The sequence below is a fragment of the Enterobacter cloacae complex sp. Mu1197 genome (assembly GCF_040059225.1).
Taxonomy (GTDB): Bacteria; Pseudomonadota; Gammaproteobacteria; order Enterobacterales; family Enterobacteriaceae; genus Enterobacter; species Enterobacter quasiroggenkampii.
This window is the reverse complement of the sequence record NZ_CP157375.1, coordinates 4,230,790-4,249,205: the sequence shown is the minus strand read 5'-3', so window position 1 is coordinate 4,249,205 and position 18,416 is coordinate 4,230,790. Positions and strand designations below refer to the sequence as shown.

The 18,416-nt window shown below is 54.3% G+C and carries 17 protein-coding genes; 1 reads left to right on the top strand and 16 read right to left on the bottom strand.

Going from position 1 to position 18,416, the window contains the following annotated elements; translation table 11 throughout:
- Positions 1 to 73: 73 nt before the first annotated feature.
- Both ABFV38_RS19960 and ABFV38_RS19955 read right to left on the bottom strand, forming a co-directional pair.
- Positions 74 to 3,187, bottom strand: a complete 3,114-nt coding sequence (locus ABFV38_RS19960; protein WP_045910145.1) for an efflux RND transporter permease subunit — start codon at positions 3,185 to 3,187, stop codon at positions 74 to 76.
- A gap of 11 nt (positions 3,188 to 3,198) precedes the next feature.
- Positions 3,199 to 4,338, bottom strand: a complete 1,140-nt coding sequence (locus ABFV38_RS19955) for an efflux RND transporter periplasmic adaptor subunit (RefSeq protein WP_348957896.1) — start codon at positions 4,336 to 4,338, stop codon at positions 3,199 to 3,201.
- A gap of 389 nt (positions 4,339 to 4,727) precedes the next feature.
- Here ABFV38_RS19955 and envR point away from each other — a divergent pair, with 389 nt between their 5' ends.
- A complete protein-coding gene (envR, locus tag ABFV38_RS19950; protein ID WP_045910143.1) occupies positions 4,728 to 5,447 on the top strand; it encodes an acrEF/envCD operon transcriptional regulator in 720 nt (239 codons plus the stop codon).
- Here envR and ABFV38_RS19945 read toward each other — a convergent pair.
- From ABFV38_RS19945 to ABFV38_RS19880, 14 genes are all read right to left on the bottom strand, one after another.
- Positions 5,363 to 7,444: a bifunctional diguanylate cyclase/phosphodiesterase gene (locus ABFV38_RS19945; RefSeq protein WP_045910142.1), complete on the bottom strand. Its 2,082-nt coding sequence runs from the start codon at positions 7,442 to 7,444 to the stop codon at positions 5,363 to 5,365. The genes envR and ABFV38_RS19945 overlap by 85 nt on opposite strands.
- A 139-nt stretch (positions 7,445 to 7,583) precedes the next feature.
- Complete coding sequence (locus tag ABFV38_RS19940) at positions 7,584 to 7,748, bottom strand: DUF2556 family protein (RefSeq protein WP_008502862.1); 165 nt, start codon at positions 7,746 to 7,748, stop codon at positions 7,584 to 7,586.
- A 177-nt stretch (positions 7,749 to 7,925) separates the two neighbouring features.
- Positions 7,926 to 8,222: a DNA-binding transcriptional regulator Fis gene (gene fis / locus ABFV38_RS19935; RefSeq protein WP_000462905.1), complete on the bottom strand. Its 297-nt coding sequence runs from the start codon at positions 8,220 to 8,222 to the stop codon at positions 7,926 to 7,928.
- A gap of 23 nt (positions 8,223 to 8,245) precedes the next feature.
- On the bottom strand, positions 8,246 to 9,211 hold the full coding sequence (gene dusB / locus ABFV38_RS19930; protein WP_008502861.1) for a tRNA dihydrouridine synthase DusB: 966 nt from the start codon (positions 9,209 to 9,211) through the stop codon (positions 8,246 to 8,248).
- A 330-nt stretch (positions 9,212 to 9,541) separates the two neighbouring features.
- On the bottom strand, positions 9,542 to 10,282 hold the full coding sequence (locus ABFV38_RS19925; protein WP_348959437.1) for a carbonic anhydrase family protein: 741 nt from the start codon (positions 10,280 to 10,282) through the stop codon (positions 9,542 to 9,544).
- A 128-nt stretch (positions 10,283 to 10,410) separates the two neighbouring features.
- Complete coding sequence (gene prmA, locus ABFV38_RS19920; RefSeq protein WP_348957894.1) at positions 10,411 to 11,292, bottom strand: 50S ribosomal protein L11 methyltransferase; 882 nt, start codon at positions 11,290 to 11,292, stop codon at positions 10,411 to 10,413.
- Positions 11,293 to 11,303: 11 nt separating this feature from the next.
- The gene (gene panF / locus ABFV38_RS19915) at positions 11,304 to 12,755 is read right to left on the bottom strand and encodes a sodium/pantothenate symporter (protein WP_032650448.1); all 1,452 of its coding nucleotides are present in this window, start codon (positions 12,753 to 12,755) and stop codon (positions 11,304 to 11,306) included.
- Entirely contained in the window at positions 12,745 to 12,987 is a 243-nt protein-coding gene (locus tag ABFV38_RS19910) for a YhdT family protein (RefSeq protein ID WP_048028794.1), read from the bottom strand. The genes panF and ABFV38_RS19910 overlap by 11 nt, the downstream gene beginning before the upstream one ends.
- Positions 12,988 to 13,095: 108 nt before the next feature.
- Positions 13,096 to 14,445, bottom strand: a complete 1,350-nt coding sequence (gene accC / locus ABFV38_RS19905) for an acetyl-CoA carboxylase biotin carboxylase subunit (protein WP_024906319.1) — start codon at positions 14,443 to 14,445, stop codon at positions 13,096 to 13,098.
- Positions 14,446 to 14,455: 10 nt separating this feature from the next.
- Positions 14,456 to 14,920, bottom strand: coding sequence for an acetyl-CoA carboxylase biotin carboxyl carrier protein (gene accB, locus ABFV38_RS19900; protein WP_013098992.1), 465 nt, complete (start codon positions 14,918 to 14,920; stop codon positions 14,456 to 14,458).
- Positions 14,921 to 14,941: 21 nt separating this feature from the next.
- Entirely contained in the window at positions 14,942 to 15,394 is a 453-nt protein-coding gene (aroQ, locus tag ABFV38_RS19895) for a type II 3-dehydroquinate dehydratase (RefSeq protein ID WP_024906320.1), read from the bottom strand.
- 234 nt (positions 15,395 to 15,628) lie between these two features.
- The gene (gene msrQ, locus ABFV38_RS19890) at positions 15,629 to 16,228 is read right to left on the bottom strand and encodes a protein-methionine-sulfoxide reductase heme-binding subunit MsrQ (RefSeq protein ID WP_348957890.1); all 600 of its coding nucleotides are present in this window, start codon (positions 16,226 to 16,228) and stop codon (positions 15,629 to 15,631) included.
- Positions 16,229 to 17,230: a protein-methionine-sulfoxide reductase catalytic subunit MsrP gene (gene msrP / locus ABFV38_RS19885; RefSeq protein ID WP_048028796.1), complete on the bottom strand. Its 1,002-nt coding sequence runs from the start codon at positions 17,228 to 17,230 to the stop codon at positions 16,229 to 16,231.
- A 77-nt stretch (positions 17,231 to 17,307) separates the two neighbouring features.
- On the bottom strand, positions 17,308 to 18,282 hold the full coding sequence (locus tag ABFV38_RS19880; protein WP_047071260.1) for an MDR family oxidoreductase: 975 nt from the start codon (positions 18,280 to 18,282) through the stop codon (positions 17,308 to 17,310).
- Positions 18,283 to 18,416: the final 134 nt, after the last annotated feature.

Below are 18,416 nucleotides of genomic sequence, written 5' to 3'. Positions count from 1 at the left end.
TTTTGCTTAATGCCTAATTCATTGTTTATGTTAAAAATAAAAAAGGCACGCGAGGTGCCTTTTTAGGGAAATGTTAATCTTTATGGCGGGTAAAGCGTCGACGGACCACCACAAAGAAGACGGGTACGAAGAAAATCGCCAGCAGCGTTGCGGAAAGCATTCCCCCCATCACGCCCGTACCGACGGCGTTTTGCGCACCGCTCCCGGCCCCGGAGCTAATCACCAGCGGCATAACGCCCAATATAAAGGCCAGAGACGTCATCAGGATCGGTCGAAGGCGCATCCTTGACGCCTCCAGCGTGGCCTCAATGATGCCTTTACCCTCTTTCTCCATCAGGTCCTTAGCAAATTCGACGATCAAAATGGCGTTTTTCGCTGACAGACCAATCGTGGTCAGCAGGCCGACCTGGAAATAGACGTCATTGTTTAACCCGCGCAGCGATGCTGCGAGAAGCGCCCCGATGACCCCCAACGGCACAACCAGCATGACGGAGAACGGAATGGACCAGCTTTCATACAGCGCGGCCAGACACAGGAACACCACGATCAGTGAGATGGCGTACAGTGCAGGCGCCTGGTTACCCGAAAGTCGCTCCTGGTAAGACATTCCCGTCCAGTCATAACCGATGCCGGAAGGCAGTTTTGCCGCGAGGCTTTCCATCATAGCCATGGCTTCGCCGGTACTTTTACCCGGGGCTGATTCACCGAGGATCTCCATAGAGGGCATTCCGTTATAGCGCTCCAGACGAGGTGAACCGTAAACCCAGTGAGCGTTGCTAAAGGCTGAAAACGGCACCATTTCCCCGTTCGCACTGCGCACGTAAAGGTTGTTAATATCTCCTGGCAACATACGGAATTTTGCATCAGCCTGGACGTAGACCTTTTTCACGCGCCCATGATCGATAAAGTCATTCACATAGGTGCCGCCTAAGGCTGTCGAAATCGTCTGGTTGACGTCAGAAAGACTGATGCCCAGCGCCTGGGCTTTCTCCTGGTCGACGTCCAGCTTGAACTGTGGCGTATCCTCCAGACCGTTAGGACGCACGCGTACCAGCAGGTCGGGGTGCTCTTTCACCATGCCGAGCAGCTGGTTACGCGCCTGCGTCAGCTGGGTATGTCCGAGGTTAGCCTGATCGATCAGTTCAAAGTCGAAGCCCGTGGCGGTACCCAGCTCAATAATGGCAGGCAGGTTAAACGGGAAAACAAGGCCGTCTTTAATCTGACTGAAGGCTTTCGTCGCACGACCCACAATCGCCTCGACCCCATTTTGTGCCCCAGGACGCTCCTCCCAGGGCTTCAGACTGATGAAGGCAATACCGGAGTTCTGGCCCTGGCCACTAAAGCTAAAGCCGTTTACGGTAAAGACGGATTCAACATTCGCCTTCTCTTTATTCAGGTAGTAGTCCTGAACCTGGTCGAGGACCTGCTGAGTACGCGTCTGGGTTGCCCCCGCAGGCAGCTGAACCATCGTCATAAACACCCCCTGATCCTCTTCGGGGAGGAAGGAGGTGGGTAAGCGCAGGAAGAGCACCGCCATCCCACCGACAATAATGACGTATACCACCAGATAGCGCCCGGTTTTGCGCAAGATACCGCTCACGCTGTGACTGTAGTGCTCCACGCTCTTATCAAAAAGCGCATTAAACCAGCCGAAGAAGCCCCCTTTTTTCTCATGATGATCGGCGGATACGGGCTTAAGCAACGTTGCACAGAGTGCAGGCGTCAGGATTAGCGCAACCAGTACGGACAACGCCATCGCGGAAACGATAGTCAGCGAGAACTGGCGATAGATCGCCCCCGTCGAGCCGCCAAAAAAGGCCATCGGGATAAAGACCGCCGAGAGCACCATGGCGATCCCCACCAGCGCACCCTGAATCTGCCCCATCGACTTCTGCGTGGCCTCTTTCGGCGGCAGCTTGTCCTCGACCATGACGCGTTCAACGTTCTCGACGACGACAATAGCGTCATCAACCAGCAGGCCTATCGCCAGCACCATGCCGAACATTGTCAGAGTATTGATGGAGAAACCAAACGCCGCCAGAACCGCGAAGGTACCCAGCAGAACGACCGGCACCGCGATCGTCGGGATGAGCGTTGCCCGAAGGTTTTGCAGGAACAGGTACATGACCAGGAAGACGAGAACGATCGCCTCAAACAGGGTCTTCACCACTTCGTGGATAGAGATTTTCACAAACGGCGTGGTGTCATAGGGGTAGACGACTTTGAGCCCCTGCGGGAAGAACGGCTGCAGTTGTGCCAGCTTGCTCTTGATGGCTGCTGCCGTATCCAGCGCATTGGCCCCGGTTGCCAGCTTAATCCCCAGGCCGGTTGCCGCCTGCCCGTTGATTTTTGTCACCATGTTGTAGTTTTCGCCACCCAGCTCAATGCGAGCCACGTCCTTCAGATGCACCATCGAGCCGTCCTGGTTCACCTTGAGCGTCACGCGACCGAACTCTTCCGGTGATTTCAGACGGGTTTGCGCGATGATCGAGGCATTCAGCTGTTGTCCCGGGATGGACGGCGTCCCGCCCAACTGGCCTGCCGCTATCTGGTCGTTCTGCGTTTTCAACTGGTTGATGATATCCAGCGGCGTCAGCTGGTATTTGTTCATCGCATTGCTGTCGAGCCAGATACGCATCGCATATTGGGCGCCAAACAGCTGCACGTCACCGACGCCAGACGTTCGGCTGATGGCATCTTTGACGTTCGAGGCGACATAGTCGGAGATGTCATCCTGCGTCAGGTTTTTGTTGTCTGATACAAAACCGGCAACCAGCAGGAAGCTGCTGCTGGACTTCTCAACGCCAATCCCCTGCTGCTGCACCTCTTGAGGCAGCAGCGGCATGGCGAGCTGCAGCTTGTTCTGAACCTGCACCTGGGCGATGTCCGGATCGGTTCCGGACTCGAAGGTCAGGGTGATCGTGACGTTACCCGCTGAATCGCTGGTGGAGGACATATACATCAGGTTATCGATACCGTTCATGTTCTGTTCGATAACCTGGGTCACGGTATCCTGTACCGTCTGGGCATCTGCTCCCGGGTAGGTCGCGGATATCGCCACGGCGGGAGGTGCAATGGTCGGATACTGTGCGACGGGAAGTTTGAGAATGGCCAGTCCGCCTGCAATCATCAAAATGATGGCAAGTACCCAGGCGAAAACCGGTCTCTGAATAAAGAAATTAGCCATGTCGTCGTCCCTTAACTGGCCGGAGTGGTGGTGGTATCAGGCGTAGTGACGACGGTTACGCCCGGTCTGACCTTCTGTAGTCCGCTGACAATCACGCGGTCACCGTTTTTCAGCCCTTCCGTTACCAGCCAGCGGTCGCCAATCGCCTGTGGCGCAACGACGGTGCGAGACTCAACCTGATTTTTATCGTTCACCACCATCACGGTGGCATCGCCTCGCGGTGTGCGGGTCACGCCTTGCTGGGGAACCAGAATCGCATCCGGCTGCGTACCTTCATCAATGCGGGCGCGAACGAACATACCGGGTAACAGCAGATGTTGAGGATTCGGGAAAATGGCGCGCAGGGTAATCGAGCCGGTACTTTCATCCACCGTGACGTCGGAGAACTGCAATGTGCCTTTCAGTGGATAGGGCTGCCCGTTCTCCATCAGTAGCTCAACGCTGCTGGCGGTATCGCCTTTTTGCAGGCTCGTCTGCTTCAGACGCATAAAATCATTACTGGACTGGGTCACATCAACGTAAATCGGATCAAGCTGCTGGACCGTTGCCAGCGCCGCGGTTTGTCCGTTCGTCACGAGCGCGCCTTCTGTCACGCTGGATTTGCCGATGCGGCCATCGACGGGAGACGTCACTTTGGTATAGGCAAGATTGATGCGTGCACTTTCAACGCCCGCTTTGGCGGCGACGACGCTGGCATCTGCCTGCTGGGCCGTGGCGACGGCCTGGTCATACTCTTGCTTGCTGACATACTGTGTGCTGACCAGCGGGAGATAACGTTTCACCGTCAGGTGCGCAATATTGGCCGCCGCCTGGGCCTTCGCCAGCTCGCCTTTCGCGTTATCGTAAGCCGCCTGATAGGTAGCAGGATCAATCTGATAAAGCGAATCCCCGGCTTTTACATCGCTGCCTTCCGTGAAGTTGCGGCGCAGGATAATACCGCTAACCTGCGGACGAACCTCTGCTACGCGGAACGCATCAGTTCTGCCCGGGAGTTCAGTGGTGACAGCCAGCGGTGCGCTTTTCACAATATGCACGCTGACCTGGGGGGCCTGCGGATGTTGCGGTTGGTTTTCCTGGCCATCGCATCCTGAGAGCAGTGCAGCGCAGACAATGAAACCGGCTAAAGGTAAGCGTCTGAAATGATTCGTCATTACTGGTCCTTTAAATACCCGGAAACCGATATTTGGCGTGAATCGGTAGCAGGGGCAGCGGGATAAAAAATAAAATGTAGCTGCGTATAATAATGAGGGTATTTAATGTTTTTTAATTTATAAGTGCGGATGACAAGGTCTGAGCGGAAAAATCAGAATCAGGCTCGGTTTATTTCTCCGTCATCTTCCGGCAAGCTAATCAGTTAAATGGCGCTTAACGTGATTTAATTATTGATGTTGTGAATTTAAACTTAAATATGTATTTAGCTAAACTATAAATTAAGAAGATTGACTTTTTTTGTGCAAAATTAAAACGGAATTTGGTGAATACTTTCTTTCTCCTGACCCCTGTGTTACGTATAAATCTTGTGAGTAGCGAGTAGTTGTCTATGGCGCGTAAAAAGAAAGAAGAAGCTCAACAAACCCGGCAGCAGCTGATTGAGGCGGCTATCGGCCAGTTTGCGACGCGTGGCGTAGCCAACACGACGCTGACGGACATCGCGGATGCCGCAAAGGTTACGCGCGGTGCCATTTACTGGCACTTCACCAGTAAAGCCGAAATATTTAATGCCATCTGGGAGCAGCAATTACCGCTTCGCGACATTATTCGCGACCGGCTTTCCCTTTCCGAAGGTGATGATCCATTGTTAATACTTCGTGAGCAATTTATTACTGCGTTGCAGTATATTGCACGTGAGCCCCGACAATGTGCCCTTTTACAAATTTTGTATCACAAATGTGAATTTAGCAGTGATATGATTTCTGAGAGTGAGATCAGAAAACGGATTGGGTTCAATTATGACACGCTGCGTGCCACGCTGGAGGCCTGTATTTCACGTAACATCATTTCGCCAAAGGTAAATGTTGATCTGACCCTGATCGTATTCCACGGTTTTTTTAGCGGAATCATTAAAAACTGGTTAATGAATAACGACAGTTTCAATCTTTTTCAGCAGGCTCCCGCCCTGGTCGATAGCATTCTGGCGACACTGCCTGTCATTCGCGTATCGCCTCATGATGATGCTTACAGCTCAGCGCCAGGTAACATTTCCCCTCGCGCGCAAAGTGCCTCAATGGTTTGCGCGCTGACGGGTTTACCTAACAGATAACCCTGAAGGGTGTTGCAACCCAGCTCGGTTAAAAAGGCTTGCTGTGCTTCGGTTTCTACACCTTCAGCCACGACTTTCAGGTTGAGTGTTTTGGCGAGGGCCACAATCGCTGAGACAATGGTGGCATCCTCGCTTTCCCCGCTTAGCTCTTTCACGAACGCCCTGTCGATTTTCAATTCACAGGCCGGTAAGCGCTTGAGGTACAGCAGGCTCGAATATCCGGTACCAAAATCATCAATGGAGGCCTTTACGCCCGCTTCCGTCAGCTCTGTCAGCACCCGTACACTTTCATCCGGGTTGCTCATTGCCGTGGTTTCCGTCACTTCCAGGATCAACATTTCTGGTGGCACATGATGAAGTGCCAGACAGTTGAGAACCGTGTTGACCAGCGAAGGCTGTTCAAACTGCAGCGTCGACAGGTTTACCGCCATTGACCAGCTTTGATGTCCCTGAAGATGCCATTCACGCAGCTGGCGACAGGCTTCATTAATTACCCAGTTACCGATAGGGATAATCAGCCCCGTTTTCTCCGCCAGCGGCAGGAAAAGGTCCGGGGTCAGTAATCCCTGCTTAGGATGCTGCCAGCGCAATAACGCCTCAAATCCAAGGATAGGACCGGCGGGAGCGTGAAATTTTGGCTGGTACAGCAGGCGTAGCTCATTGCGATCGATCGCCATCCACAGATCGTTCATCAACTGAAGATGGGTCTGCGCCAGTGTATTCATCGAGGGCTGGAAAAAGTGGTAACCGTTCCGGCCCATGTGCTTGGTATGGTACATCGCCGCGTCGGCGTTAAACATGAGCTCACGTTCGGTTTTACCGTCGTGAGGATACAGCGCGATCCCAATGCTGAGGGTCACCACCAGTTCATAGTGGTCGAGGTTGAACGGGCTATCGATCGCGCGCACCAGCGAATTCGCCAGCGATGCCGCATCGTCCGGGCCTTCCCCCTCAGCCAGCAGAACAAACTCATCACCGCCGATACGTGCCAGGGTGAACTGGCCCTTCAGGAGATGCAGCAGACGCTCCGTAACGGCAATCAGCAGCTTGTCACCGACATCATGGCCGTAAGCGTCATTGATGGCTTTAAAACCGTCGAGATCCATGAACATCAGGGCGAAATGGGTCCCTTCACGATCGGCTTTGCTGATGGCCTGATCGAGTCGGTCTTCCAGCAGGATACGGTTTGGCAGACGCGTCAGGGTATCGTGCAGGGCCAGTTGTGCGAGTTCCCGGTTAGCTTCTGCAAGCGACGAGGCCAGAAGGGCGGTACGTGCCTGAAGGCGGGCATCCAGCATTGATACCAGCAGGGTAATCCCAAGAATAGAGAGCGCGACGACGCTAACCAGTACCGCCAGCCAGCTCCCGTTGATACCCTCATGGTGAACCATTGTGGACATCGGAAACTGTGCGGCTTTCATCCCGGCGTAGTGCATCCCGGCAATGGCAATGCCCATGGTGATGGCGGCACCCGTGCGCATCAGCACGACCTGAGCGGCATCATGACGCAGGCGGAAGGTCAGCCATAATGCAGCGAGTGAAGCGGCAAGCGCAATGGCGACCGAAATGGCCACCCAGACCTTGTCCCAGATAATCCCGGGCATCACCTCCAGCGCAGCCATGCCGGTGTAATGCATGGCAACAATACCGCTTCCCATCACCAGCGCACCGGGCAGCAGACGGCGCAAGCGTAACCGATCGCAGCTAACGAGCCAGAGCGCAAACAGTGACGACCCCACGGCGATGACCATCGATAACACCGTCAGGGTGGCGTTGTAGCTCATGCTCATGGAGAGGTCCATCGCCAGCATGCCGATAAAATGCATGGCCCACACGCCTATGCCCATTGCAATACCGCCGCCAGCCAGCCAGACGCGGGCAGCGACGCCCTGACTCCCGGCGACACGTGCCGCCATATTCAGTGCGGTATATGCGGCAAGAATGGCAACAACAAAGGAGAGGACAACAAGGATATGGTTGTATTGGCTGACCAGCATGGACGGTTCTACTCGAGTGTGAGGTTACGCTAGAGCGGTTGAGAAGGGCGAGACATTATCACCGTCGGGTAATGGCTCAAAGGGATTTAAATCCCCGTTTTTAGTGGGTAATAACGGGGAGATTTGCGCAATCAGGCGATTAGTCGAGCTCTGAGCAGTTCACGAGTTTCAGGGGATTCACGGAGTTCATATTGCGACACTTATCGGTTTCGGTGCTCATCAGTTCAATCCACTGCATCAGGAGTGCATCGAAAATCAGAACGGAGATTGCAAAGACAACCAGCCACCAGTATTTACGAATCATTGTGTCATTCCGCGAGAAGAGCGCCAGTAGAGTGGGGGAAATATACACCAAAAGCGGCGGTTTTAAAGCGGGATAAGCGAAGGTTTACAAAGCGTTGACGGACTGAAGCAGGAAATAAAAAAGGCGCTTCCCCATGCCGAAGAGCGCCTTTTTAAACAAGCATTTAACTGATTAGTATCAGTTCATGCCGTATTTTTTCAGTTTCTTACGCAGAGTACCACGGTTGATACCCATCATCAGCGCAGCGCGGGTTTGGTTACCGCGGGTGTATTGCATCACCATGTCCAACAGTGGCTGTTCAACTTCAGCCAGTACCAGCTCATACAGGTCATTAACATCCTGACCGTTCAGTTGAGCAAAATAGTTCTTCAGTGCCTGTTTAACCGAGTCACGCAGGGGCTTTTGAGTTACCTGGTCCTGAGAGTTAACGGTAGAAACGGTCAGTACGTCAGAATTTACGCGTTGTTCGAACATAGTTCTGTCAGCTCTTTATTTCATTACGCAAGATTTTCGAAGTATGCCTCCAACGCCTCCAGCTGTTCGCTGGCATCCTCTATGGCGTTGAATGTGCGCCGAAACTGGTCATCTGGAGCGTGCTCCTGGAGATACCAGGAAACGTGTTTACGCGCAATTCGGTACCCTTTCGCCTGACCGTAGTGGTCATGCAGTTCCCGAACATGCGAACAAAGCAAGCGCTTAACCTCTGCCAGAGGCAGTGGAGCAAGCAGCTCTCCAGTGTCCAGATAATGCTGGATTTCCCGAAAGATCCAGGGTCTTCCCTGAGCGGCACGTCCTATCATCAGAGCATCAGCTCCCGTATAGTCGAGCACAGCTCTGGCTTTAAGCGGGTCAGTTATGTCGCCATTCGCGATAATCGGAATGGAAACTTTCTGCTTAACTGCCCGAATGCTGTCGTATTCAGCTTCACCGTTGAACAAACAGGCGCGCGTGCGTCCATGAATGGTCAGGGCCTGAATGCCACAGTCTTCGGCCAGTTGGGCAATCTCTACACAGTTACGGTGTTCCGGCGACCAACCCGTGCGAATCTTTAACGTAACAGGAACGTCCACTGCGCTGACAACCGCCGTCAGGATAGCTTTCACCTGGTCGGGGTATTGCAGAAGGGCTGAACCTGCAAGCTTGCGATTCACTTTTTTGGCCGGGCACCCCATATTGATATCAATAATCTGGGCACCACTTTCCACGTTGATACGCGCGGCATCTGCCATCTCTTCAGGCACGCTTCCGGCAATTTGCACGGTGCGAATACCCGGTTCATCAATGTGCACCATCCGAAGGCGGGATTTATCGCTTTCCCAAACCTGCGGGTTAGACGACATCATCTCGGATACGGTTAAACCGGCTCCCATCTCATAGCACAGCGTCCTGAACGGCCGGTCGGTAATACCTGCCATAGGGGCTGCGATCAGGCGATTTCTAAGCTGGTGGTGTCCGATGCGCATGAGTTAAGAAATGACCATACTGTGACTGCAAGGCGGCGTATATTACGCATTTTTTGCACGAGATGAAAGGCCAAACTTTGAACAATCCACTGTTGTAGATCAAGGAATCGCCGCTCAATCTTTCCGTTAAGAATTATTCACTATTTAAATCATTATGTTATGTGGGAATGGCTATTTTATGGGCGCTTACAATTTCCCGTAACTTCTCATCATTTCTGAATAAACGGCTTACCTCAGCGGGATAATCTGCTGTTTTTAGCAGCAGATTTTCCCTCTTCTTTGCGATCTGCGTCGCATTTTAGAACATGATCTCAAGCCTCTGGATGGGCGTTATTCGACCACAACACGCCCATGCAGAGACTGTACCGGACGGTTATTATCGTGATGCATGGTATGAGTAAATTTCTCAAGCTGTTCTGCTGAGACGGTTAATGGCTGTTTGAGCACGATCCAGGTAACCCCTTCAGAACACGGTGGCGTGGTCAACGAGCCACTAAAGCGCCAGTAGGTTTTCACCTTTGGCAGCAGTTTGTTCAGGTTGAGATCCTTCTCAAGGCTTACGTTCTGTTCAGCCTGCTGCGGCATCACGCTCCACAGCTTTTCCAGCTCCGGATTTGCAGCACCTTTATCAAACATGACGGCCACCACGGCCAGCTCACCCGCGCTGTTTTTATGAACCAGATGCATCTCCATCGCGTACTTTTTGCCGTGCACGGTGTTTTCGCTCGGCGCATGGAAGTGGAACTGCTGTAGCGTCCAGGTTTGCTTGTCCAGGGTGATCGTGTTGCGGGTATCTGCCTTTTCGCTGGCCTGGATGGTATGGCCATTGTTTGTCAGCCCCACAGGGCCATCAATGTAGTGCGCTTTAAGCGGGGGGAGATGGGCATTAGCGGTTGAATCAATATTGATCGGAGACTGGTTCATCCCGCTTTGACAGGTCTTGTAGGCCTCGTCCAGTTCGCCCCAGTGTTCCGGTGAACCTTCCCCTTCGTAGCTCCAGTGTGACGCAAATGCTGAAGCCGAAACCATGCTCAGCGCCAGCAGCGCTGCCTTGCCTGTAATGTGTTTCATCATATTCTTCCGGTGAATTTTTATAATACAAATCAGCATGATTTGTGTGGTTATTTTACCGAAGAATGGCAGAGGGAGAGAGGATTATCAGTGGGAGAAAGGCGTGGTCAGATGACCACGCCAAATGCTTATTTTTTACGACCGGTAATACGACACCACTCTTCTTTCTCCACCACCGGGTCGAGAGCGAAAAGATCGGCGTAGGCGTCGCACACGCTGTCCGCCTGGCTTGCCAGGATACCCGAAAGCCCCAGCAGACCGCCCTCAACGGGCAGCACGCTGATTAACGAGGCCAGCTCACGCAGTGGGCCTGCCAGAATGTTTGCGACCACCACGTCGGCTTTCATGGCTTCTGGCTGCGCATCCGGCAGATACAGCTCCAGACGATCGGAAACGCCGTTACGCTCGGCGTTGTCGCGGCTGGCCTGAATGGCCTGCGGATCGATATCGATCCCGATGGCTTTAGCCGCACCCAGTTTCAGGGCGGCAATCGCGAGGATCCCGGATCCACAGCCGAAGTCGATCACCGTCTTACCGTCCAGATCGAGACCATCCAGCCACTGCAGGCACAGGGACGTCGTGGGATGGGTGCCGGTACCAAACGCCAGACCCGGATCGAGCATGACGTTAACCGCGTTTTCATCAGGAACCTCGCGCCAGCTCGGGCAGATCCACAGACGCTTGCCGAACTGCATCGGGTGGAAGTTATCCATCCACTCGCGTTCCCAGTCTTTGTCTTCCAGCTGTTCGATTTTGTGCGCAAACCCAGCGCCCAGCAGAGGGTGGTTTTCCAGAATCGCGACGACCTCTTTCATGTCGGTTTCAGCATCAAACAGGCCGATAACGTCGGTATCGCCCCACAGGCGTGTTTCGCCCGGCAGAGGCTCAAAGACCGGCGTGTCATGCGTGTCCTGGAAGGTGATAGAGACCGAGCCGGCCTCCATCAGCGCATCGCTCAGTTCCTCGGCGTTAGCGCCGGTTGTGTTCAGTTTTAGTTGGATCCACGGCATGGCAAAACTCTTTATTTATCAGTAGAAATCATAGCGGGCTGTGGGACGGGCTGACCAAAACGGTTCCCCACCACAAACGCCAGTAAACTTAGCAGTAACGAAGGCACAATCGGATGGAAGCCCAGGTACTGAATTTTAAACGTTGCGAGGACGGCGTACAGCACACCGCCGACAATCATGCCGCTCAGCGCGCCCGCCGCGTTTGCACGCTCCCAGTAGAGCCCTAACACCAGCGGCCACAGGAATACCGCTTCAAGCCCACCAAACGCCAGCAAGTTCAGCCAGATGATCATCTCCGGCGGGCGCCATGCGGCTAACATCATCAGAATGCCGAGCACCAGCGTGGTCCAGGTCGAGATGCGTTTCAGCTTTTGCTCATTATGCATTTTAGCCGGACGCGCGCTAAGCCACAGATCTTTGATGATAGTGGCGGAAGCCTGCAGCAGGTGCGCGTTAACGTTAGACATGATGGCCGCCATTGGTGCAGCAAGGAACAAACCTGCGGCCCACGGGGGCAGAACCTGCACCATCAGCGTAGGGATCACCTGATCCGGCACGGTCAGGTGAGGTAATACGGCCCGCCCCAGCGCGCCCGCCAGATGCATACCCAGCATCAGTAGCGCGACAACGACGGTACCAATCACAATTCCCCGATGAACGGCTTTGCTGTCTTTATAGGAGATACAGCGCACGGCGGTGTGCGGCAGACCGATAACCCCGAAGCAGACCAGCACCCAGAAGGAGGTCATAAACGCGGGCGTCAGGATATCATCAGCACCATGAGGGCTGACCAGTTTAGGATCGATCTGCTCCAGCGTTTGCACCGCATTGTGTAATCCACCGGCCGCGTAGATGACGCCGACCAGCAGCACAAGGGTGCCTATCAGCATCACCATGCCCTGCATGGTGTCGTTCAGCACACTGGCGCGGAAGCCGCCAAACGCGGTGTACAGCGCAATCGTGATCCCGAAGATGAGCAGCCCGGTCTCGTACTTAATACCCGCTGCCGTTTCCAGCAGGCGCGCGCCGCCAATAAACTGAACGGCAATGGCGCCGACGAAGGCGACAATCAGGCTGATACTGGCAATCCAGACCACCGCGCGGCTCTGATAACGCGCCTGCAGCATATCGTTTAGCGTAATGGCGTTATAGCGGCGAGCGAGTATGGCAAATTTTTTGCCCAGAATACCCAGTGACAGCCAGATCGTGGGCACCTGGATCATGGCCAGCAGTACCCAGCCCAGCCCGTATTTATACGCCGCGCCCGGCCCGCCAATGAACGAACTGGCGCTCACGTACGTGGCGGTCAACGTCATTGCCAGCACAAACCCGCCCATCGAACGGCTGCCGAGGAAATATTCGCTCAGGAACGATCCGGTACTGCGTTTGCGCATGGCATAGAAAGAGAGGCCAAATACCACGATCAAGTAGACAACCAGTACGGTGATGATTTCAGTTTGCATCACGATCCTCCAGCGGGAAATCGCGGAAGATAAAGCGCACCATCAGCCAGCTGAGCAAAATGAAAATCAACGGTACCAGCAGACACGCCATTTCAAACCAGTGCGGCAGGCCGGTGATACCGGAGGCTGAATTCGGTAAGTAAGCAGTTACTAACCATGCGGCGAGATAGAGAAGGGTCAGCCACAGCGCCCAGCGCGCTTCTTTATGGGCCTGAACAAAACGTTTGTCCATTTTTTGTCCCTTGTGGATGAAGAAAGCGGGGATTGTACATGATGAGGCTTTCCAGGCCCCAGAAATAAAAAAGGCCGGATAATCCGGCCTTTTCGTGCGCGCGCAGTCTTACTTCTCGTTAAGACCGAGTTTCTTCTCGAGATAGTGGATGTTGGTTCCACCATTCTGGAAGTGCTCGTCGCTCATGATACGCATCTGCAGATCAACGTTGGTTTTGATACCGTCGATGATCAGCTCCTGCAGGGCGTTCTTCATGCGGGCAATTGCCACGTCACGGTTTTCGCCGTAGCAGATGAGCTTGCCGATCATTGAGTCATAGTACGGCGGTACGGTGTAACCGGCGTAGATATGAGACTCCCAACGCACACCAAAACCACCCGGCGCGTGGAAACGCGTGATTTTACCCGGGCTTGGCAGGAAGGTGTTCGGGTCTTCGGCGTTGATACGACACTCGATCGCATGGCCTTTCACCACAACTTCTTCCTGCTTGATGGAGAGCGGCTGGCCTGCAGCGATACGCAGCTGTTCTTTGATCAGGTCAACGCCGGTGATCATTTCGGTAACCGGGTGTTCAACCTGAATACGGGTGTTCATTTCGATGAAATAGAACTCGCCGTTTTCGAACAGGAACTCAAAGGTACCCGCCCCGCGATAGCCGATATCGACACACGCTTTGGCGCAACGCTCGCCGATGTAGCGACGCAGTTCCGGGGTAATACCCGGTGCTGGCGCTTCTTCGACCACTTTCTGGTGACGACGCTGCATGGAGCAGTCACGTTCTGCCAGATAGATCGCGTTACCCTGACCGTCAGCCAGCACCTGAATTTCGATGTGGCGTGGGTTTTCCAGGTATTTTTCCATGTATACCATGTCATTGCTGAAAGCGGCTTTCGCTTCAGCTTTGGTCATGGAGATGGACTGCGCCAGGTCGGCATCGCTACGCACAACGCGCATACCGCGACCGCCGCCGCCGCCGGACGCCTTGATGATAACCGGGTAGCCAATGCGTTTAGCATGAGCACGGTTAGCATCCATGTCGTCGGTCAGAGGGCCGTCAGAGCCTGGTACGGTTGGCACACCGGCTTTTTTCATCGCGGTGATTGCAGACACTTTGTCGCCCATCAGGCGGATGGTGTCGGCTTTCGGACCGATGAAGATGAAGCCAGAGCGTTCAACCTGCTCAGCAAAGTTGGCGTTCTCAGAGAGGAAGCCGTAACCCGGATGAATTGCCACCGCGCCGGTGATTTCAGCGGCGCTGATGATAGCCGGGATGTTCAGATAGCTTTTTACGGACGGAGCCGGGCCAATACAGACCGTCTCATCCGCCAGCAATACGTGTTTTAAATCGCGATCCGCGCTTGAGTGCACCGCGACGGTCTTGATGCCCAGTTCTTTACAGGCACGAAGAATACGCAGAGCAATCTCGCCGCGGTTGGCGATAACAATTTTATCCAGCATGTTCGCCTCGTTACTCGATGACGACCAGCGGCTCGTCAAATTCAACCGGCTGACCACTTTCGACCAGAATCGCTTTCACAGTACCTGATTTGTCTGCTTCGATCTGGTTCATCATTTTCATCGCTTCAACGATGCACAGGGTATCGCCTACGTTGACTTTCTGACCCACTTCGATGAACGCCTTCGCGTCCGGGCTCGGGGTGCGGTAGAAAGTACCAACCATTGGGGAACGTACGATGTGACCACTGATTTCTGCTGCAGCGGCAGGTGCGGCTTCAGTTGCTGCTGGCGCAACGGCTGCGGAGAGCGCAGGCTGCTGCACTGGCGCAGCATAAGCCTGCTGCATTACCGGGAAGCTAGCGGCTGGGGCTGCACGGCTGATGCGTACAGACTCTTCGCCTTCAGAAATTTCCAGTTCGGAGATGCCTGATTCTTCAACCAGCTCGATCAGTTTTTTAATCTTACGAATATCCATGAGTGGGTTCCGTACTCTTGTTTAGTGTGATTGTGACAAGCGTTTTACCGCTGTCTGTAAAGCGTATGAATAGCCGTCTGCGCCCAGTCCACAGATAACGCCAGCAGCGATATCTGACAGATACGAATGGTGGCGGAACGGCTCTCGGGCGTGCACGTTACTCAGGTGGATCTCGATAAACGGGATACTCACCGCGAGCAGTGCGTCGCGGATAGCAACACTGGTGTGCGTAAACGCGGCCGGATTGATCAGGATATAGTCCACATTGTCTTTAGCCTGATGAATACGGTCGATGATTGCGTACTCCGCATTCGACTGAAAATGATCCAAATCCACATTCAGTGACGCTGCTTCCGTTCCCAGACGGTTAACAATTTCACTCAATGTCAGCGTGCCGTACTTCTCTGGCTCACGGGTTCCGAGCATGTTCAGGTTCGGTCCGTTCAAAACTAAGATATGGAACTTATCAGTCATTATGCCGCTATCTCCTGCGATTTTCGGGTAAAAAACAAAATATACCTTCGAAACGCAAATGTCACCTTTTCAGAGGCTTAAAACCGCTGTCAGGCGAACCAAGGTCGCACATTATAACGATTTCGTAGCATTTAGCAGCTAAATACTGGTCTTATCAGGGAAGATTATCAACCGCTATCCGAAAAAGATTTGCGGTTGACGGGGAATATGCGGGAAAACGCACAGTTTCGCGCACTATCGCAACCACTGGCGGAACTTCTTGTAACGCCATGCTAAAAGCGCCACGGAGGCCAGTGCGTACAGGACCGGCTGCGGGGAGAGGATCTTCACCGACCACAGGTAATGAATAGGGGCGAGGATCGCGACAAGATAGACGACGTTGTGCAGCAGCTGCCAGCGCCTGCCCAGTTTTCGCTGTGCATATTGTGTGGAGGTCAGCGCTAACGCCAGTAAAATCACCCAGCTCACAATACCCAGCGTCAGATAAGGGCGTGTCACCAGTTCGCGGCCAAGCAGTGCCAGATTGTTAATTCCCAACTCCAGCAGGGCATAGCTGGTGAGATGCAGCGTCGCCCAGGTAAAACACCATAGCCCTAACAACCGACGGGTGCGTATCAATAGTGGCTGTTTAGCGTAGCGCGCCAGCGGCGAGACGAGCAAGGTGGCCAGCAAAAATTTCAGAGCCATCCGACCGGTAAAATGCTGGATATCCTTGGCCGGATCGGCGCTAAAGAGCCCCTGGCTGGCGGCCCAGAACAGCCATATAAAAGGAAGCAGCCCGGCCAGATGCAGGAGCACTTTCAGCCAGGTAATCTGTTTTGCCGTTAAACGCACTCAGAAGTTCTCCCGTAAATTGAGGCCACGGTACAGCGAGGCCACTTCATCCGCATAACCGTTAAACAGCAGCGTGGGCTGACGCTTCACGTCCAGCGCACCGCCGGAACCGATAAACCGCTCGGTCGCCTGCGACCAGCGCGGGTGATCCACATGCGGGTTCACGTTGGCGAAGAACCCGTATTCGTCCGGGGCCGCCAGATTCCAGGTGGTTGGCGGGCGCTCGCGGGTGAGCTTAATGCTGACGATGGACTTAATTCCTTTGAAACCGTATTTCCACGGTACGGTTAAACGAATGGGGGCACCGTTCTGCGGCGGAAGCGCCTTGCCGTACACGCCGACAGTCAGCAGGGTAAGCGGGTGCATCGCCTCATCGAGGCGTAACCCTTCCACATACGGATACTCAAGCCCGCCGCCAATAAACCGGTCTTTTTGTCCAGGCATCTCGTCCGGCGCATAGCGCGTCTGGAAGGCGACATATTTTGCGTTGCTGGTGGGCTCAACCATCGCCAGTAATTTATGCAGCGGGAAGCCAATCCAGGGCACCACCATCGACCAGGCCTCCACACAGCGCATACGGTAGATACGCTCTTCGAGCGGGAAACGGGTGGTCAGATCGTGATGATCCAGCGTCAGAGGTTTCGCCACTTCGCCCTCAATCTTCAGCGTCCACGGATCGGTTTTGAGGCTACCGGCGTTGGCGGCAGGATCGGCCTTGTCGAGACCAAATTCGTAGAAGTTGTTGTAGCCGGTGACTTTATCTTCTGGCGTAAGCGCGAGTTTGTTCTGCCATTGGGCGGGTTTCGTAAAGGTGAGCGGGGCGCCGGAAGGGGCCTTCGGCCGATCGTTGCCTTTAAACCAGTCGAGCAGGTCGGCGTGTGCTGCCGGCGAGAGCGAGAGCGCGGTGGCGCTGATGCCAAGCATTTTCAGGATCTGGCGGCGCTGTAACATAAAGACAGACTCAGACGTTACGTCGGCTTCCGTCAGTTTTCGGTTTTTCATGGCATCCTCCGTCATGCGTTTTCCTAAGCATGACGGAGGAGAGGGATTCGCGCGAATATGTCACGAAAATTTGAAGATTAGGCGATTTTCACCAGCGCGCGACCGTGGAACTGGTTATCCATGATCTTGCTGGCATAGTCCGGTGCCTGGCTGAGCGTAATCTCCGTGGCGCTCCGGGTGTAGAAGGATTCCGGCAGATCGCGTACCAGACGTTCCCATGCCTGCGCACGGCGAGCCGCTGGGGTCATCACGGAATCCACACCCTGCAGGCGGACGTTACGCAAAATAAATGGCATCACGGTGGTGGGCAGGGCAAATCCGCCCGCCAGTCCGCAGGCAGCCACGCAGCCGCCGTAGTTCATCTGCGCCAGGACTTTTGCCAGCACCTTATCACCGACGGTATCTACCGCGCCTGCCCAGACCTGTTTTTCCAGCGGACGGGTTTCAGCGAATTCGTCACGGCTGAGAATGCGGTTTGCACCGAGCTGGCGCAGGTAATCGTGGGTGCTTTCACGACCGGAAACCGCCGCGACCTGATAGCCCAGTTTGTGCAGTAGCGTCACTGCCGTGCTCCCCACGCCCCCGCTGGCACCGGTGACGACAATTTCGCCCGATTCAGGGCGGATACCCGCCTCTTCCAGCGCCATCACGCACAGCATCGCGGTAAAGCCTGCCGTGCCGACGATCATCGCTTTGCGGCCATCCATGCCTTTCGGCATCGGTACCAGCCAGTCGCCCTTCACGCGCGCCTGCGTGGCCAGCCCGCCCCAGTGATTTTCACCTACGCCCCAGCCGGTGAGCAGCACCTGCTGGCCCGGGTGGAAGCGCGGATCCTCGCTGGTATGAACCCGGCCCGCAAAATCAATACCTGGCACCATAGGGAAATTTCGGATGATTTTACCCTTACCGGTAATCGCCAGCGCATCTTTATAATTTAAACTGGACCAGTCGATGTCGACGGTTACTTCGCCTTCCGGCAGGCGACTCTCTTCTACCGCCTGCACTGAGGCAAGCGTTTTGCCGTCCTGCTGTTCTAAGATCAAAGCCTGCATACGGGGTCCTCTCGACTCATATGATTGGAAAATAATTTCTGAAGACTATACTCGCTCAGGGAAACGCAGTGCCGATTTAACGCAATAAATTGCCAGATACACCCGATTTGGTAGTATGCCGCATTCGAAATGCA

What these genes read in the sequence shown, in the direction of transcription:
- fis (WP_000462905.1), bottom strand. Translation starts at nt 8,222, where the DNA reads ATGTTCGAACAACGCGTAAATTCTGACGTACTGACCGTTTCTACCGTT.
- ABFV38_RS19940 (WP_008502862.1), bottom strand. Translation starts at nt 7,748, where the DNA reads ATGATTCGTAAATACTGGTGGCTGGTTGTCTTTGCAATCTCCGTTCTG.
- ABFV38_RS19960 (WP_045910145.1), bottom strand. Translation starts at nt 3,187, where the DNA reads ATGGCTAATTTCTTTATTCAGAGACCGGTTTTCGCCTGGGTACTTGCC.
- ABFV38_RS19880 (WP_047071260.1), bottom strand. Translation starts at nt 18,282, where the DNA reads ATGCAGGCTTTGATCTTAGAACAGCAGGACGGCAAAACGCTTGCCTCA.
- accC (WP_024906319.1), bottom strand. Translation starts at nt 14,445, where the DNA reads ATGCTGGATAAAATTGTTATCGCCAACCGCGGCGAGATTGCTCTGCGT.
- ABFV38_RS19910 (WP_048028794.1), bottom strand. Translation starts at nt 12,987, where the DNA reads ATGGACAAACGTTTTGTTCAGGCCCATAAAGAAGCGCGCTGGGCGCTG.
- ABFV38_RS19925 (WP_348959437.1), bottom strand. Translation starts at nt 10,282, where the DNA reads ATGAAACACATTACAGGCAAGGCAGCGCTGCTGGCGCTGAGCATGGTT.
- dusB (WP_008502861.1), bottom strand. Translation starts at nt 9,211, where the DNA reads ATGCGCATCGGACACCACCAGCTTAGAAATCGCCTGATCGCAGCCCCT.
- prmA (WP_348957894.1), bottom strand. Translation starts at nt 11,292, where the DNA reads ATGCCGTGGATCCAACTAAAACTGAACACAACCGGCGCTAACGCCGAG.
- msrP (WP_048028796.1), bottom strand. Translation starts at nt 17,230, where the DNA reads ATGAAAAACCGAAAACTGACGGAAGCCGACGTAACGTCTGAGTCTGTC.
- ABFV38_RS19955 (WP_348957896.1), bottom strand. Translation starts at nt 4,338, where the DNA reads ATGACGAATCATTTCAGACGCTTACCTTTAGCCGGTTTCATTGTCTGC.
- aroQ (WP_024906320.1), bottom strand. Translation starts at nt 15,394, where the DNA reads ATGACTGATAAGTTCCATATCTTAGTTTTGAACGGACCGAACCTGAAC.
- ABFV38_RS19945 (WP_045910142.1), bottom strand. Translation starts at nt 7,444, where the DNA reads ATGCTGGTCAGCCAATACAACCATATCCTTGTTGTCCTCTCCTTTGTT.
- accB (WP_013098992.1), bottom strand. Translation starts at nt 14,920, where the DNA reads ATGGATATTCGTAAGATTAAAAAACTGATCGAGCTGGTTGAAGAATCA.
- envR (WP_045910143.1), top strand. Translation starts at nt 4,728, where the DNA reads ATGGCGCGTAAAAAGAAAGAAGAAGCTCAACAAACCCGGCAGCAGCTG.
- panF (WP_032650448.1), bottom strand. Translation starts at nt 12,755, where the DNA reads ATGCAAACTGAAATCATCACCGTACTGGTTGTCTACTTGATCGTGGTA.